This is a genomic window from Paraburkholderia fungorum, from assembly GCF_046026025.1.
Taxonomy (GTDB): domain Bacteria; phylum Pseudomonadota; class Gammaproteobacteria; order Burkholderiales; family Burkholderiaceae; genus Paraburkholderia; species Paraburkholderia fungorum_E.
In genome coordinates this window covers 247,305-263,047 of sequence record NZ_JAQQFL010000002.1, presented here as the reverse complement: position 1 = coordinate 263,047, position 15,743 = coordinate 247,305, and the positions used below count along the sequence as shown (strand labels likewise).

General features: G+C 63.8%; 14 protein-coding genes. 8 read left to right on the top strand and 6 right to left on the bottom strand.

The features are described from left to right. Positions 1–423: 423 nt before the first annotated feature. Together PQR67_RS03295 and PQR67_RS03290 are read right to left on the bottom strand one after the other, a co-directional pair. Complete coding sequence (locus PQR67_RS03295; RefSeq protein ID WP_408454394.1) at positions 424–2,076, bottom strand: DEAD/DEAH box helicase; 1,653 nt, start codon at positions 2,074–2,076, stop codon at positions 424–426. A gap of 545 nt (positions 2,077–2,621) precedes the next feature. After that, positions 2,622–2,891 carry an acyl-CoA-binding protein gene (locus tag PQR67_RS03290; protein WP_408454391.1) on the bottom strand — a complete coding sequence of 90 codons (270 nt, stop codon included), beginning with the start codon at positions 2,889–2,891 and terminating at the stop codon, positions 2,622–2,624. Between the two features lie 161 nt (positions 2,892–3,052). On the opposite strand from PQR67_RS03290, the gene tsaB reads away from it, so the two are divergent. Genes tsaB through PQR67_RS03270 form a run of 4 tightly spaced genes read left to right on the top strand, consistent with a single transcriptional unit; the run spans position 3,053 to position 6,522 of the window. After that, complete coding sequence (tsaB, locus tag PQR67_RS03285; RefSeq protein WP_408454388.1) at positions 3,053–3,883, top strand: tRNA (adenosine(37)-N6)-threonylcarbamoyltransferase complex dimerization subunit type 1 TsaB; 831 nt, start codon at positions 3,053–3,055, stop codon at positions 3,881–3,883. Beyond that, the gene (gene rimI / locus PQR67_RS03280; RefSeq protein ID WP_408454385.1) at positions 3,880–4,374 is read left to right on the top strand and encodes a ribosomal protein S18-alanine N-acetyltransferase; all 495 of its coding nucleotides are present in this window, start codon (positions 3,880–3,882) and stop codon (positions 4,372–4,374) included. Before tsaB ends, rimI begins: the two co-directional genes overlap by 4 nt. Beyond that, positions 4,361–5,464, top strand: coding sequence for a uracil-DNA glycosylase family protein (locus tag PQR67_RS03275; protein WP_408454382.1), 1,104 nt, complete (start codon positions 4,361–4,363; stop codon positions 5,462–5,464). The genes rimI and PQR67_RS03275 overlap by 14 nt, the downstream gene beginning before the upstream one ends. Next, a complete protein-coding gene (locus PQR67_RS03270; protein ID WP_408454818.1) occupies positions 5,461–6,522 on the top strand; it encodes a DUF1853 family protein in 1,062 nt (353 codons plus the stop codon). The genes PQR67_RS03275 and PQR67_RS03270 overlap by 4 nt, the downstream gene beginning before the upstream one ends. Positions 6,523–6,587: 65 nt before the next feature. On the opposite strand, the gene thiD is transcribed toward PQR67_RS03270, so the two are convergent. Together thiD and lplT are read right to left on the bottom strand one after the other, a co-directional pair. After that, positions 6,588–7,394, bottom strand: coding sequence for a bifunctional hydroxymethylpyrimidine kinase/phosphomethylpyrimidine kinase (thiD, locus tag PQR67_RS03265; protein ID WP_408454379.1), 807 nt, complete (start codon positions 7,392–7,394; stop codon positions 6,588–6,590). 55 nt (positions 7,395–7,449) lie between these two features. Further along, positions 7,450–8,757, bottom strand: a complete 1,308-nt coding sequence (lplT, locus tag PQR67_RS03260; RefSeq protein WP_408454377.1) for a lysophospholipid transporter LplT — start codon at positions 8,755–8,757, stop codon at positions 7,450–7,452. A 218-nt stretch (positions 8,758–8,975) separates the two neighbouring features. On the opposite strand from lplT, the gene alr reads away from it, so the two are divergent. The 3 genes from alr to PQR67_RS03245 all read left to right on the top strand — a co-directional run bounded on the left by alr (position 8,976) and on the right by PQR67_RS03245 (position 11,894). Further along, positions 8,976–10,046 (top strand): alanine racemase, encoded by a 1,071-nt coding sequence (gene alr / locus PQR67_RS03255; protein WP_408454374.1) that lies wholly within the window; start codon positions 8,976–8,978, stop codon positions 10,044–10,046. A gap of 49 nt (positions 10,047–10,095) precedes the next feature. Next, positions 10,096–11,472 carry a DNA repair protein RadA gene (gene radA / locus PQR67_RS03250; RefSeq protein WP_120348144.1) on the top strand — a complete coding sequence of 459 codons (1,377 nt, stop codon included), beginning with the start codon at positions 10,096–10,098 and terminating at the stop codon, positions 11,470–11,472. Between the two features lie 143 nt (positions 11,473–11,615). Next, positions 11,616–11,894 (top strand): DUF2866 domain-containing protein, encoded by a 279-nt coding sequence (locus PQR67_RS03245; RefSeq protein WP_120348145.1) that lies wholly within the window; start codon positions 11,616–11,618, stop codon positions 11,892–11,894. A gap of 73 nt (positions 11,895–11,967) precedes the next feature. Here the strand turns inward: PQR67_RS03245 and PQR67_RS03240 are convergent, their stop codons facing one another. Then, entirely contained in the window at positions 11,968–13,029 is a 1,062-nt protein-coding gene (locus PQR67_RS03240) for a CaiB/BaiF CoA transferase family protein (protein ID WP_408454815.1), read from the bottom strand. A 145-nt stretch (positions 13,030–13,174) separates the two neighbouring features. Then, positions 13,175–15,109 (bottom strand): ATP-binding cassette domain-containing protein, encoded by a 1,935-nt coding sequence (locus tag PQR67_RS03235; protein ID WP_408454369.1) that lies wholly within the window; start codon positions 15,107–15,109, stop codon positions 13,175–13,177. Positions 15,110–15,244: 135 nt separating this feature from the next. Between PQR67_RS03235 and PQR67_RS03230 the strand changes: the two genes are divergently transcribed. Next, the gene (locus PQR67_RS03230; protein WP_408454367.1) at positions 15,245–15,724 is read left to right on the top strand and encodes a glutathione peroxidase; all 480 of its coding nucleotides are present in this window, start codon (positions 15,245–15,247) and stop codon (positions 15,722–15,724) included. Positions 15,725–15,743: the final 19 nt, after the last annotated feature.

Sequence of the window (15,743 nt, the reverse complement as noted above, 5' to 3'; positions counted from 1 at the left end):
GGATGGGGTGTCTCTGTCTTCGTCGAAGCGGCTGGCCGTTTGAGGCATTTCGTTTCGTGAAGTCTTATATAAGAGTCTAGGCAAATCGATTGTCGCGCAATAGCCGCGAGGGAGCGTTTTTTGAATATTTATTTGTTTTTAAAATCAGTATCTTATGAGTTGTGTTCCACATTAAGAAACGTCTTTTTCCATCTTGCAATAGGGCGTCTTGTGCCGTGCAGCACGATTTTTTACGACGCAAAAAAATTTTCCACATCGTGAAATATCGACGGTACCCAAACTGTGGACGAAAAAAAACCGGTGCCTGAGCACCGGTTTCTTTCGACTGACGGACGGCGCGGGGCCGTCCGGGTCTTTTCAGGCCGCCTTACGAACTCAACGAGCTGCGTAAATGCGCTTGCCTGATGATGACTGGGTTGCTGCTTAGCTGCCGCGACGCGCCGTACGCGGACCGTCGCTGCGGCGTGCGCCGTAACCACCGTCACGCGAACCGCCGCCGAAGCCGCCTTCGCGCGAACCGCCGCCGAAGCCACCTTCACGCGAACCGCCGCCAGCCGACTTGCCGGCCCAGCCGCCGCCATTGCCGCTGCGAGCGCCGCCGCCGTTACCGGCCGGCTTGCCAGCACCGCTGCCGCTACCGAAGCGACGGCCACCGCCGCCATTGCCACCGCCCGGACGGCCACGGCCACCAAAGCCAGGACGACCGCCGTTGCCCGACGGAGCCGACTTGCGCGGCTCGAAGCCTGCGACGACGTTGACCGCCAGCGGGGTGCGCACGAAGCGCTCGATGCGCTTCAGCGCGCCTTGTTCCGCGTGGTGCACGAGGCTCACTGCGACACCCGAGCGGCCAGCACGGCCGGTACGGCCGATACGGTGCACGTAGTCTTCAGCGAACTTCGGCAGGTCGTAGTTGAACACGTGCGTGATGCCCGGGATGTCGATACCGCGAGCGGCGACGTCCGTTGCCACCAGCACGCGCACACGGCGCTCACGCAGGGCCTTGATCGTGCGGTTACGTGCGCCTTGCGGCAGATCGCCGTGCAGAGCAGCCGATTCGAAACCGGCGTCGGCCAGACGGCCAGCCAGTTGGTCCGCGTCCATCTTGGTTGCCGTGAAGACGATAGCCTGATCGAGGCCTTCGTCGCGCAGCAGATGGTCGAGCAGACGATCCTTGTGATCGCGGTCGTCGACATAGTGGACGGTTTGCGCGATGTTGGTACGTTGTTCGAGGCGTTGGACGATCTCGATCCGTTCCGGATCCTTCAGCAGACGGCCGGTCAGCGAACCGATCTTGCCGTCGAGCGTAGCCGAGAACAGCATGGTTTGACGCGAAGCCGGCGTAGCGGCAACGATCGTTTCGATGTCTTCGATGAAGCCCATGTCGAGCATGCGGTCAGCTTCATCGAGCACGAGGATCTGCAGTTGCGACAGATCGATGCGGCCGCGTTCCAGGTGGTCGATCAGACGGCCCGGCGTAGCAACCAGGATTTCCGGGTTCTTTGCCAGCAGCATTAGTTGTTGACCATAAGCGACGCCGCCCAGAATGCTGACGGTGCGCAGACGCTTGAGGTGCTTGCCGTACGTGGACGCGGCGGTGGTGACCTGCATCGCGAGTTCGCGGGTCGGCGTCAGAACCAGCATGGTCGGACGGGCAACCGGTTGCGGACGGCGCGTGCGGGCACCGTCAGCCGGACGCGGTTCACGCGGCTGGCTGGCTTGTGCTTTTTGCAGTTGCGAGAAACGTTCGATGGCCGGCAGCATGAACGCTGCGGTCTTGCCCGAACCGGTCGGGCTCGACACCATCAGGTCGCGGCCAGCGATCGCAGCGGGGATCGCGCGTTGCTGAACCGGAGTCGGGTTCTGATAGCCAGCGGCGGTCAGCGCGGAGACGACATCCGCGGAGAGACCGAGCGACGCGAACGTCGGGCCGGTCGGCGCTGCGGCTTCTGCGGCGACAGCTTCCGGAGCGGCAGCAACGGCTGCGGCTTCCACGGGTGCAACATTGCTGTCAACGAGACCGAGGGCTTGATCGGCGATGGCGTTCAACGGGCTGCTGGGGGTATTGCTCGAAGTCATGAGAATCCTTGGTACACAGGGAATTAAAACGTCGGCGCCAATCGGCATACCCAAGTCGTCGGATTCAGCGAGCAAAGAAGCAGCGAGCAAATCGAAAAACGGGGGCAGCTCGCGACAATAAAGGCGAGCTTTTCGTTAGAAGCTGTATCGGATGCGACATGCCAACACGGCGTGCCGCCAGCCTGGGACATGATCGCCCGTAGGGGGCTAGGCAGGAGGGGACAGGTTCTAAACTGGATTGGAGCTAAACGCTACGAGGCGCTGCGCCGCAAAGGCCGCTAGAGGAAAGCCGGGCAAAGCAGTGAAGCGCAGGCAGTATTGTATAGAGTTTTGTTGCACTGCGCCACCGTTAAGACGTTTCCTGGCGGAAAACTTTCGTTTTGCGGCCCGAATGGGCTCAAGGTGCTGTGCCCCATGGGGCAGCCTATGTGGCTACAGAGTGGCCCGAGTAGCTCCCAAGGGCCGCAAATGGCCTTGCCGTGCCATGGTCAGGCCGATGTTCCCGGCCTGCCGTTTCGATAACGGATTTCGCTACGGGGTCAGAATCAGGCAGCGGCGCCGCTCTTGAGGGCTTCGATCAGTTCGACGTATTGCTGCTTTGCCGCGTCTTGCGCGGTGCCTTTGAGCGCGGCCCACGCATCGTATTTGTATTTGCCGACGATATCGGTGAAACCGGGTTTGTCGCCGTGGACGTCGCCTTCAGTAGCCTGCTTGAAGAGGGCGTAGAGGCGCAAAAGGGTGAGATTGCCTGGACGCTCGGGCAGTTGCTTTGCATCTTCCTGGGCCTGGACGAATTGCGCGTTGATATCTGTCATGGTGATTTTGCCCGGCTGGCGGGATTGAATTTGGCTGGGCCGACGATCATAACAACTGCATGCTGCTGCAGGGCCGAGGGCTTATTCCAAACGTCCATCGCCGCCTCGCGGGCAAATCCAAAACCGCATCTGCACGCGCCGTGCCGATTACAATACGGTCCATGACTCAAACTGTGCTTCTTGCCCTCGATACCTCGACCGAATTCTGCTCGGTGGCGCTCCTGTCCGCAGTTGGCGGCGCGGCGAACCCGGCAGCGGACCCAAGCCGCGCCGAACCGCGAATCTGGGTGCGCCATGAGCAAACCGGTGCGGTTTCCAGCACACGCCTGCTACCCGCCATTCGCGAACTTTTCGACGAAGCCGGCCTGAAACTGGCGGATTGCAACGCCATTGCTTTCGGCTCCGGCCCCGGCTCGTTCACCGGTCTTCGCACCGCGACGGGTGTCGCTCAAGGTCTTGCGTTTGGGCTGAACCTGCCGGTCGTGCCGGTCAGCACGCTGCTGGCCTGCGCGGAAAGCGCACGGCTACGCGATCCGTCAGCCACCCGCGTGCTCGCCGCGCTGGATGCCCGGATGGACGAAATCTACTGGGCCGACTACGAATGGGACGCCACGCCTGGCGAATGGCGCACGCTGCAGCCAGCGTCGCTGGACGCGCCGGAACGGCTTGTTTTGCCTGACGTCCCTTTCACGTTGGCAGGCAACGCCGCTGCTGCGTTCGGCGAACGGCTGCCCGCCGTCGCGGCGGCGCGAACTGTCGACGGCGAAGCGCTGCCGCATGCGGTGCCGCTCGCGCACGCGGCGCTGCGCGCATTTCGCGCCGGCCGCACCGTGCCCGCTGATCAGGCCGCGCCGGAATACATTCGTGACAAGGTCGCCCAGACCACGGCGGAGCGGGTTGCCGAAAAGGCCGAGAAGGCCGAAAAAGCCGCCAGGGCCGAGCAGGCGGCCAGACTGGCGCATGACGCGCAGCAAGGCGAGGGCCGGCAATGAGCGGGGTGTTGCTGGCGGACCGCTATATGTCGCCGATGACCGAAGCCGATCTGGACGAGGTCGCGGCGATCGAAAAGATCGCCTACGAATTCCCCTGGAGCCGCGGCAATTTCGGCGATTCGCTGCGCAACGGCTATTTTGGCATCTGCCTGCGCCACGTAACGGGCACGCTGATCGGTTATTGCGTGTTGATGCCGGTGGTCGATGAAATGCATCTACTCAATTTGTGCGTGACGCCCGCCGCGCAAGGCGCCGGTGCCGGGCTCGCGCTGCTGCGCGAAGCGGTGCGCATCACGCGCGCGGAAAAACTCGACGGCCTGCTGCTCGAAGTGCGGCCGTCGAATTATCGGGCGATCCGCCTTTACGAGCGTTTCGGCTTTGCGTCGATTGGCCGGCGCAAAAATTATTATCCGGCGCGGCATCGCAGCCGGGAGGACGCCATCGTGATGCGTTTCTCGTTTGCCACGGAGGGCACAGATGGCGCTGCATGAATCGGTACTGGAAGAGTTCGGACTCGCGCCGCTGTGGGTGCGTCGCGGCATGTCGGCGGCGCAGGAGCCGGTGGTGGAAGCCGAGGCCGGGCAGAGCGCTGGGGCGTTAGCGGCGAATCAGGCGGCACGACCTGGCGATCCGCGTGAGGCGGCGCAGGAAGCGTCGCCAACTGCACTTGAGCAGGATAGTCGGCCGGCAACGCCCGCGGCCGGTTCTCCGCGAGCCGCGACGCGTGCGGGCGACGTGTGGCAAGACGAAACCGCGCGAGCGCAAGGCGAGCGTCGCGCATCGCCACCCGAGCAGGAACCGGCGCAGGCGCGGATGCAAGCACCGGTCGATGCACCGCCGCCGGTGAAGCAAAAGTCGCAAGCATCGCAACAGTCGCGCACGCCCGAGCCACCTGCAATCGACGCTCCGCCCGACGACGATTTCGCATGGTTCGACGATCTGCCGGGCCACGCCCCCGTTGAAGCGCGCATAGCGGCGCCCGAGCCCGCTCCGATCCAGACGCTCGACTGGGACGCATTGGGCGAGCGGGTCGCCGCCTGCGAGCGTTGCCGTCTGTGCGAGAAGCGCACCAATACGGTATTCGGCGTCGGCGATCGCGATGCCGACTGGATGCTGATCGGCGAAGCGCCCGGTGAGAATGAAGATCGGCTGGGCGAGCCGTTCGTCGGCCAGGCCGGCAAGCTGCTCGACAACATGCTGCGCTCGTTGATGCTCGCGCGCGACAACAACGTCTACATCGCGAATGTGATCAAGTGCCGCCCGCCGGGCAACCGCAATCCGGAGCAGGACGAAGTCGCGCGTTGCGAGCCTTATCTGCAACGCCAGGTCGCGCTGGTCAAGCCGAAGCTGATCGTCGCGCTCGGCCGCTTCGCCGCGCAAAGTCTGCTCAAGACCGAGGCGAGCATTTCGTCGCTGCGTGGCCGTGTGCACGAATATGAAGGGGTGCCGGTGATCGTCACCTATCACCCGGCCTATCTGCTGCGCAGCCTGCCCGACAAGGCGAAGGCCTGGGCCGATCTGTGCCTCGCGCGTGACACGTGGCTCGCGGCGGGCGGCGTGCCGTCCAGCGCGGCAAAGTGACGGGCGCGAGCGGACCGGCGGCGCGCGCCGCCGTCGCGCCGGGCCCATCCGCTGTGATTCCTGGAACGTTGCTCGACACATTGCGCGAACCGGCCGTGCGCGATCTCGCGTGGCTGCTGCTGAGCGCCGATTTGTTGCGTGCGCAACCACCGGTTGGCGCGCTCGCCACGCCTTTCGGCTCGCCGCAGGAAGCTGAAGCGACCTGCCACTGGCTACGCGCGCTGGATGCCGATCCGGCGGACTTGCAGCGCGATCTCGCCGCGACGCATATCACGCGGCTTGGCCGCTACGCCGAACGGCTGCTTGGATGGTTCCTGCAACATGGGCCGGCGGCCCGCCTGGTCGCGGCCGGCGTGCCGTTGCGGCGCTCGGGCGTGACGCTCGGCGAATGCGATTTTCTGGTGCAGACGCAGCAGGGCGCGCGCCTGCATTGGGAGTTGGCGGTGAAGTGCTATCTGCATACGGGCGAAAGCCCTGCGCAGCCAGCGCCGCGATTAGCCGATTACGTTGGCCCGAATCTCAAGGACCGTTTCGATCTGAAGCTAGCGCACGTGCTGAATCATCAACTGCCGTTGAGCGCGCGTGAAGAGTTCGCCTCGGTCGGCTATGCAGGGCCGTGGACGCCGCAAATGTTTATCAAGGGCTGGTTGTTCTATCGGGCGGGACAAACGCCGGCCGATCCTGCCGAACTCGATCCGTCGCACGGACGGGGCTGGTGGGTGACGCGTAGCGACTGGCCGGACTTTGCCGCGGCGCATGCGCAGACGTGGCGCGTATTGCCACGGTTGGAATGGCTTGCGCCGAGGCGTCATGAAAAGGGTGACACGACGACCTTGGCGTTTGCCTTCGCCGATCAGCAGACGCTTGCCGAACAAACTTCGTCTCAGCAGGGGCCGACGATGGTCGCGGCGTTCGCTGCCGATAGCGTCGGCAACCTGGTCGAACTTTCGCGTGGCTTCATCGTGCCGGACGCCTGGCCGGAGTTGGCTCAGGCCTATGCACGACAGCCGCAGGAATCGCGAGAATCGCAAGAACAAAAGGGCGGACGCCAGCAATAGCGGCGCGGAACCGGCTGTGCATCGCAGCGGCTAGTCCCGCCGCGATGCCGAAGCGCTGTTGCCTCTCACCACCAGCGATAAAAATGGTGCACCGGCCCCACGCCGCTGCCTACGTCGAGCTGGTCGCTCGCCTGCAACGCGCCGGTCAGGTACAGCTTGGCATCGGCCACCGCGCCCGCCAGATCGGCGCGCTGCGGAATCAGCGCCGCAATCGCCGACGACAACGTGCAGCCCGTCCCATGCGTATTCTTCACCGGCACGCGCGGACCACCCATACGTAGCGCGCCACTGTCCTGAACTAGCCAGTCGGGGCTGTCCGTTGCGCTCAAGTGGCCGCCCTTCATCAGCACCGCCCGCGCGCCAAGCGCGCGCAGCGCTTCACCTTGTTCGACCATGCCGGCTTCATCGGTGGCCGCCTGCACGCCTAGCAAGGCCGCGGCTTCCGGCAGATTCGGCGTCAGCAGATCGGCTAGCGGCAGCAACTCGTCGCGCACGGCGGCAACCGCATCCGGCAGCAGCAGCGCGTGATTGCTCTTTGAAATCATCACCGTGTCGAGCACGACGTGCTTCGGCTTGTACCGCCGCAGCGCGTCGGCGACCGCGTGCGCGATCTGCGCATTCGCCAGCATGCCGATTTTCACGGCGTCGATACGGATGTCGTCGAACACCGCGTCGAGCTGCGCGGTAATGAACGCGGCCTCCGGCGCATGAATTGCCGTGACGCCGCGCGTGTTCTGTGCCGTGAGCGCGGTGATCACGCTCGCGCCGTAGGCGCCGAGCGCCGAGAAGGCTTTCAGATCGGCCTGAATACCGGCGCCGCCGCCGGAGTCGGAACCGGCGATCGTCAGCACATTGGGAATGGGTTGAGTCATGGCAAAGCGAGGAAAGGAGGGGAGCGTGGGCAGTCAGTGCACTGCCCGGCGCGGGTCAATGCTTGGCTTCGCCGATCAGCGCGACCGAGTCGAACGCGCGCTGATTCGCCTGGTGGCGCCGCATGACGAGCCACATCATCAGGCAGACGAAGGTGCCGAATAGCACGATCACCGCCGTGACCGGCACGTCGAGCCAGACCAGCACGGCGTACAGGCACAGCATCACGAGCACGGAGAGATTTTCGTTGAAGTTCTGCACGGCGATCGAGTGACCCGCCGACAGCAGCACGTGGCCGCGATGCTGGAGCAGCGCATTCATCGGCACGACGAAAAAGCCCGACAGGCCGCCGACGATCATCAGGAAGATGTACGCGACGATCAGATAACCCGGCACATGCACACGGCCGAAATACAGGCCCCAATGCGCGGGGAACAGATTGCGCGTGTAGAAGGCCATCAGCATCACGGCAATCCCCATCATGATGCCGACCGGAAGGACAGACAGCGATTTCTTCAACGGCACGCGCGAGGCCGCGAAAATCGCGCCGGCTGCCACGCCCACCGCCACCACTGCCTGCAGAATCGCCGCTTCCGAAAGCGACATGTTCAACTGCACCTCGGCCCACTTCAGCACGATGAATTGCAGCGTCGCACCGGCGCCCCAAAACAGCGTGGTGACGGCGAGCGAGATCTGGCCGAGTTTGTCGCGCCACAGTACGAGGAAGCAGTCGGCGAAATCGGTGACCAGCTTGATCGGCCCGCGTTCCTGTTTCGGATAGCGCGCGCCGGTGTCGGGAATGCGCAGATTGAAGAGCGCCGCGATCACGTAGATGGCCATGATCACCAGCATCGCCGCTTCGGCGGGCGTGTTGACCGTGGGGATATGGTGACGCAGGATCGGCGCGGCAATATGCGGACTGATGAGCGCGCCGCCGAGCACCGTGCCGAGAATGATCGAGCCGACCGTGGTGCCTTCGATCCAGCCGTTCGCCGCGACCAGCCGGTCAGGCGGCAGCAGCTCGGTAAGAATGCCGTATTTGGCGGGCGAGTAAGCCGCTGCGCCAAAGCCGACGATGCCATAGGCGAGCAACGGATGCGCGCCCACCAGCATCGTGATGCAACCGACTACTTTGATGGTATTGGTGACGAACATCACCTGTCCCTTCGGACGGGAGTCGGCGAAAGCGCCCACGAAAGCGGCCAGCACGACGTACGACAGCACAAAGAACAACTTGAGCAGCGGCGTCATCCAGTTCGGGGCGTGAAGATCTTTCAGCAGTGCGATAGCAGCGATCAGAAGCGCATTGTCGGCCAGCGACGAAAAAAACTGCGCGGCCATGATGGTGTAAAAACCTTTTTTCATCTGATGCGATGCTGTCCTCGCTGCGGTCTGTCCGCCCCGGCCGCGTGCGAGGCGTCCGGGCTTATACCGTTCGAAATGGGTTGTGCGCACGGCTTTATATCACGAAAATAGCTGGATTCGGACTAGCAAAATCCTTGATCGCACCGCCCAGCGGGCTGCCGAGCGCTGAAAACGCCCTGTAAGCTCCTGATTCGCAAGCGTCTTTACGAAAATTACCTATGCCGCGCCCGCTCTCAGCCACGATTCACACCGCCGCACTCGCCAATAATCTCGCTGTCGCCCGGCGCCATGCGCTGAAATCGAAAATCTGGGCTGTCGTCAAGGCGAACGCCTACGGGCATGGCCTCGCACGTGCTTTTCCCGGCTTGCGCGCAACCGACGGTTTTGGTCTGCTGGACCTCGAGGAAGCCGTGAAGCTGCGTGAATTGGGCTGGGCCGGACCGATTCTGCTGCTCGAAGGCTTCTTTCGTCCGACCGACATCGACGTCATCGATCGCTACAGCCTTACTACGGCGCTGCACTCGGACGAACAGTTGCGCATGCTCGAAATGGCGCGCTTGTCCAAGCCCGTTAATATCCAGCTGAAGATGAACACCGGCATGAACCGCCTCGGTTACACGGTGGAGAAATTCCGCTCGGCGTGGGAGCGCGCGCGAGCCTGCCAGGGCGTCGGCCAGATCACGTTGATGACGCATTTCTCGGATGCCGACGGTGAGCGCGGCATCGCTCATCAGATGGAAGCGTTCGAGCGCGGCGCGCAAGGTATTGCCGGCGCGCGCAGCCTCTCGAATTCGGCGGCGACGCTGTGGCATCCGGCCGCGCACTTCGACTGGGTGCGACCGGGCATCATGCTGTACGGCGCGTCTCCCTCGGGCGTGACCGCCGCGATTGCAGGCACCGGCCTGCAGCCGGCCATGACGCTCGCCTCCGAACTGATCGCCGTGCAGACGATTGCCGAAGGCAATACGGTCGGTTACGGGTCGGCGTTCAAGGCGCGCGGGGCGATGCGGATCGGCGTGGTGGCCTGCGGTTACGCGGACGGTTATCCGCGGGTCGCGCCGGAAGGCACGCCGGTGATCGTCGACGGCGTGCGTACCCGGATCGTCGGGCGGGTGTCGATGGACATGCTGACCGTCGACCTCACGCCGATCCCGACGGCCAACACCGGGTCGCGTGTCGAGCTGTGGGGCACGGCGCTGCCGATCGACGACGTCGCGCAGGCGTGCGGCACGATCGGCTACGAGTTGATGTGCGCGGTCGCGCCGCGCGTGCCGGTGCGTGCGGAGTAAGGCACGGTAAGCGTAACAATCCAAAGAACCGCAACACAGGCAAGGACGCGTGGCTAAACAGAAGACGTTGTATGTATGCAGTGAATGCGGCGGTCAATCGCCGAAGTGGGCCGGGCAGTGCCCATCATGCAATGCGTGGAACACGCTGGTGGAATCGGTCGCGGAAGCGCCGTCCACGCATCGTTTCCAGTCGCTCGCGAAGAGCGCGCCGGTGCGGCGCCTCGCCGATATCGAAGCATCCGACGTGCCGCGCTTTTCGACCGGCGTCAGCGAGTTCGACCGGGTGCTCGGCGGCGGTCTGGTGCCGGGCGGCGTGGTGCTGATCGGCGGCGATCCGGGTATCGGCAAATCGACACTGCTGCTGCAATCGCTCGCGGAAATCGCCGCGGATAAGCGCGCGCTTTATATCAGTGGCGAAGAGTCGGCCGCGCAGATTGCGTTGCGTGCGCAACGGCTTTCGTTGCTGGAGCCTGGCTCGAAGGCGAGCGAACTGCAGCTGCTGGCGGAAATCCAGCTTGAGAAAATTCAGGCGACCATCGCCGAGCAGCGGCCGGACGTCGCGGTGATCGACTCGATTCAAACCGTTTATTCCGATGCGTTGACCTCCGCACCCGGTTCGGTCGCGCAGGTGCGCGAATGCGCGGCGCAATTGACGCGCATCGCCAAGCAGTCGGGCACCACGATCATCATGGTCGGCCACGTCACCAAGGAAGGGGCGCTCGCCGGGCCGCGCGTGCTCGAGCACATCGTCGATACGGTGCTGTACTTCGAGGGTGACACCCATTCGTCGTACCGCTTGGTGCGTGCGATCAAGAACCGCTTCGGCGCGGTCAATGAACTCGGCGTGTTCGCGATGACCGAGCGCGGTTTGCGCGGCGTCGCCAATCCATCGGCGTTGTTTTTGTCGCAGCACGAGCAATCTGTTCCGGGTTCGTGCGTGCTGGTGACGCAGGAAGGCACGCGGCCGTTGCTGGTCGAGGTGCAGGCGCTGGTCGATGCGGCCAATGCGCCGAATCCGCGGCGTCTGGCCGTGGGGCTGGAACAGAACCGGCTGGCGATGCTGCTGGCGGTGCTGCATCGGCACGCCGGGATCGCCTGTTTCGACCAGGACGTGTTCCTGAACGCGGTGGGCGGCGTGAAGATCACCGAGCCCGCGGCCGATCTGGCCGTGCTGCTCGCGATCCACTCTTCCATGCGCAACAAGCCGTTGCCCAAGGGGCTCGTCGTATTTGGCGAAGTGGGGCTTGCCGGCGAAATCCGGCCGTCGCCGCGCGGCCAGGATCGTCTGAAAGAAGCCGCCAAGCTGGGCTTTTCAGTTGCGGTCATTCCGAAGGCCAATGCACCCAAGCAGCCGATTGAAGGCTTACAGGTTGTTGCGGTCGAAAGGATCGAGCAGGCTATTGACCGGGTCCGCACGCTTGACTAGACGGGGCTCCGGCGCCTGCGGGCGCTGGCGCAACCGTAATGGGCGGTAAATATCTCCATATTGTCTGTAACCTGCCCGACATTCCTTTTTTCTAAGCTGCGAAGGTGTTGCATCCGTTCTGATGCCGAAAAAAGGATCACGCCTTGAAACAGTCATATGAATCCGTGGTCGAGCGGCCGATGCAGGTGCGCGGCTGCCGCGTCTCCGAGCCCATTCGCCAGCCTTGGGGCGGCGCTTGCCGGATTGTCGAGTGGATCGATACGACCGGGCAGATTTCGCGCCGGGTCGTGGCCGAAGATGTCACCGCCGCCGAAGTACGCGCGACGATCAACCGTCACGTGGAAGGCCGCAAGCATTTCCTGTACGACGACGAAAAATCGCCGCGCCAGGTTTTGCCGCGGCAAACCGCTGTGCGACGCTGAAGTTGGGGAGCGGTAGGGGCAGAGATCCGGCCGCCGGCAACCGTCCGCACCAGGAACCCGATGATCCAGCCGATCAGACGCTTGCTGCCCCGGTGTCGTTTGCGTCTTTGTCGTGGTTCATCGCCGCGTACGCCTCGCGGTTAAACAGCGGGTGCTGCGCGGCTTCCGCGGCCGTCAGTACCGGCGAGACGCAGCAGTCCAGCGATTCCAGCAGCAGTACCCATTCCTCCAGCGGGCGCTTGCCGATCAGGTCGGCCAACTCCTGCGTCAACGCGGTGGCATCCGGGCCGCCGATCGCCTGACCGAGACTCCAGTGGCGCGTCGCCCATTCGGGCCGGTCCAGCGCCATGCACAGTGTTTCCCAGAACTTCAGCTCGAGCGCGCCGACCGCGAGCCAGCGATTGTCGAGCGTCCGGTACAGGTTGTAGCAGGGCACCCCGCCGTTCAGCAGACTGGCGCCGGCAGCCGGTGCGGCACCCTCGTTGACGAGCGCCACTTGCGCGACGATGTTGTGCGCGTGCGTGACGTGTGTCATCGACACGTCGACGAAGCGGCCGGGGCCGCCGCGCGACACATGCCATAACGCGGCGAGAATCTGCGTCACCGCACTCAACGCCCCGCCGAGCAGATCGGCAATCTGGAAATTCGGCAGAATCGGCACGCCGTCCCGGCTCGCCAGCTGATCGAGCACGCCGGCGTAGCCGATGTAGTTCAGATCATGACCGGCATGGTCGACAAACGGACCGCTCGCACCGTAACCGCTGATCGCGCAGTAGACCAGCCTCGGATTGAGTGCGTGCAGGGTTTCATAGCCAAGACCGAGGCGCTCCATCACGCCGGGCCGGAAACTCTCGATCAGGACGTCGGCTTCAGCCGCGAGCGCGCGCAACACATTGCATCCCGCTGCCGATTTGAGGTCGAGGCGCGTTTCGCGCTTGCCGCGATTCACCAGCCGGTAAAACGCGCCCGGGCGGCCTGCCACGCGGTCGCCCGACGACTGCATCATCGTGCGGGTGGGGTCGCCCGCGCCCGGCGCTTCGATCTTCAGCACGTCGGCACCGAGTTCCGCAAGCCGCAAGGCGGCCACCGGACCGGGCAGCAGGCGCGTCAGGTCCAGCACGCGCAGGCCTTGCAGCGGCGCAGGTGCCGCTGCCGGTGTCGACGTAGCAGAGGGTTCGGCTGAAGACCCCGACAAAGGCTCAGGTGAAGGCGCAGACGGACTCACAGGTGACAAGGGCTACCTCCGATCGATGCCGGCGCGGTTCAGCAACAGCCTGCCGCTAGCCGATTTGTTCGAGTTCCTCGTGAGTCTCGAGCCATTCGGCTTCGAGCGCTTCGAGGCGCGCGTTCACATCTGCCTGACGGCGGATGGACTCCGTCAGTTTGCTTTTCTGCTCGGGCTCGTAACTGGCCGGATCGACGACGAACGCGTCGAGCGTCGCCTTTTCCGCGTTGAGCGCGTCCATTTCCTTTTCGATCTTCGTGATGCGGCTTTGCAGCGGCTTTTTCAGGTGGGCGAGCTTCTGGCGCGTTTCCGCTTCGAGGCGGCGTTGCTCCTTGCGATTGACGCCGTTGTCCGCGCTATCCGCGGCGTTCGATGCCGTGCCCGCCTTCAGCGCCGCGCGTTGTTCCGCGGCGTGTTGGAGCAGCCAGTCGCGGTAGTCGTCGAGGTCGCCGTCGAATTCCTGCAGACGGTGCCTGGCCACCAGCATGAACACGTCGGTCGTGGCGCGCAGCAGATGCCGGTCGTGCGATACCAGAATCAGCGTGCCCTCGAATTGTGCGAGCGCCATGGTCAACGCGTGACGTGTTTCCAGATCCAGGTGATTGGTCGGCTCGTCGAGCAGCAGCAGATTCGGCTTTTGCCAGATGATCAGCGCGAGTGCCAAACGGGCTTTTTCGCCGCCCGAGAAGGGCGCGATTTTCGCGGTCGCCATCTCGCCGGAAAAGTTGAAACTGCCGAGGAAGTCGCGCAATTCCTGTTCGCGCGTATCCGGTGCGAGACGTGCCAGATGCTGCAGCGGCGTGTCGTCCGCGCGCAATGTTTCGAGCTGATGCTGCGCGAAGTAGCCGATACGCAGACCCTTGCCTTCGCGCACGTGGCCGCCGAGTGCTTCGAGCGTGCCGGCGAGCGTTTTGATCAACGTCGACTTGCCCTGGCCGTTCGCGCCGAGCAGGCCGATGCGCTGACCGTTCTGGATCGACAGCATCACATGGTCGACGATCGGGATTTCGCCGTCTTCGCCGTGATAGCCGCAGCGCACGTTTTCCATCACCATCATCGGATTGGGTGCGGAATCGGGCGTGCGAAATTCGAACGTGAAGGGCGAGGACGCATGCGCCGGCGCGATCATCTCCATTTTTTCGAGCGCTTTCACACGGCTTTGCGCCTGACGCGCCTTGGTGGCCTGCGCCTTGAACCGGTTGATGTAGCTCTGCAGATGCTCGACTGTGCGCTGTTGTTTCTCATACGCGCTTTGCTGCAAAGCGATCTGCTGCGCACGCAGTATTTCGAACTGCGAGTAGTTGCCGCCGTAACGCTTGATCTGCTGATGCTCCAGATGCAGCGTCACATTGCAGACCGAATCGAGAAATTCGCGGTCGTGCGAAATCACGATCAGCGTGCCCGGATATCGGTTCAACCAGTCTTCGAGCCAGACGATCGCGTCGAGATCCAGATGGTTGGTCGGTTCGTCGAGCAGCAGCAGGTCGGAGCGACACATCAGCGCCTGCGCCAGATTCAGCCGCATGCGCCAGCCGCCCGAGAAGCTGGTGACCGGCTCGCGTGTCTGATCGAGCGTGAAGCCGAGGCCGAGCAGCAAAGCTTCGGCGCGGGCGGGGGCGGTGTAGCCGTCGGCGTCGGCGAATGCGGCGTGCGCTTCGCCTTCTGCTGCGCCGTCATGCGCGGCCGATGCTTCGGCGATGCACTTTTCGATCGCGCGCAACGCGGCGTCACCGTCGAGCGTGTAGGCGAGGGCGGTTTTGTCCGCCGCGGGCGTTTCCTGCGCGACGTGGGCAATCTGCCAGTTTGGCGGGATAGAGAAATCGCCGCCGTCGGCGTGCAGTTCGCCCAGCAGCACGGCAAACAGCGTCGACTTGCCCGCGCCGTTCGCCCCCACCAGGCCTGCTTTCTCGCCAGGGTTGAGGGTGAACGTGGTGTTTTCGAAGAGCGGCTTGGTGCCGCGCGCGAGGCTGAACTGGTTAAAGCGGATCACGAAGAGGCCGGCGGAAGAAAAACGCTATTTTAGACTGCCGGGGCCGACACCGGGCGGAGAGCCAGGATCGGCCATTCGGCCGACTGTACCGGCGCGGCTTTTGGCATAGACTGAAGGCTTTCACGGGGAGAACACATGACATCGATTTATTCGTTTTCTGCACGTACGCTCGGCGGCGAGGAAGTGAGCCTCGAGCGCTATCAAGGCAAGGTTCTGCTGATCGTCAATACGGCGAGCGAATGCGGTTTCACACCGCAGTACGCGGGTCTGCAAAAACTCTACGACACCTATGCGGCGCGCGGCCTTGCGGTGCTCGGTTTTCCGTGCAACCAGTTCGGCAAGCAGGAACCGGGCGATGCGACGCAGATCGGCAGTTTCTGCGAAAAGAACTACGGCGTGACGTTCCCGATGTTCGACAAGATCGATGTGAACGGCGCCAATGCGCATCCGCTGTTCCGCTATCTGACGGGCGAGGCGCCGGGCTTGCTGGGGCTCGAAGCGATCAAGTGGAATTTCACCAAGTTCATGATCGGCCGCGACGGCAGTGTGGTGAAGCGTTATGCGCCGCTGACCAAACCCGAGGCAATTGTCGAGGACATCGAAAAGCAGTTGTGACGCGCGGCGAAGCCGGAGG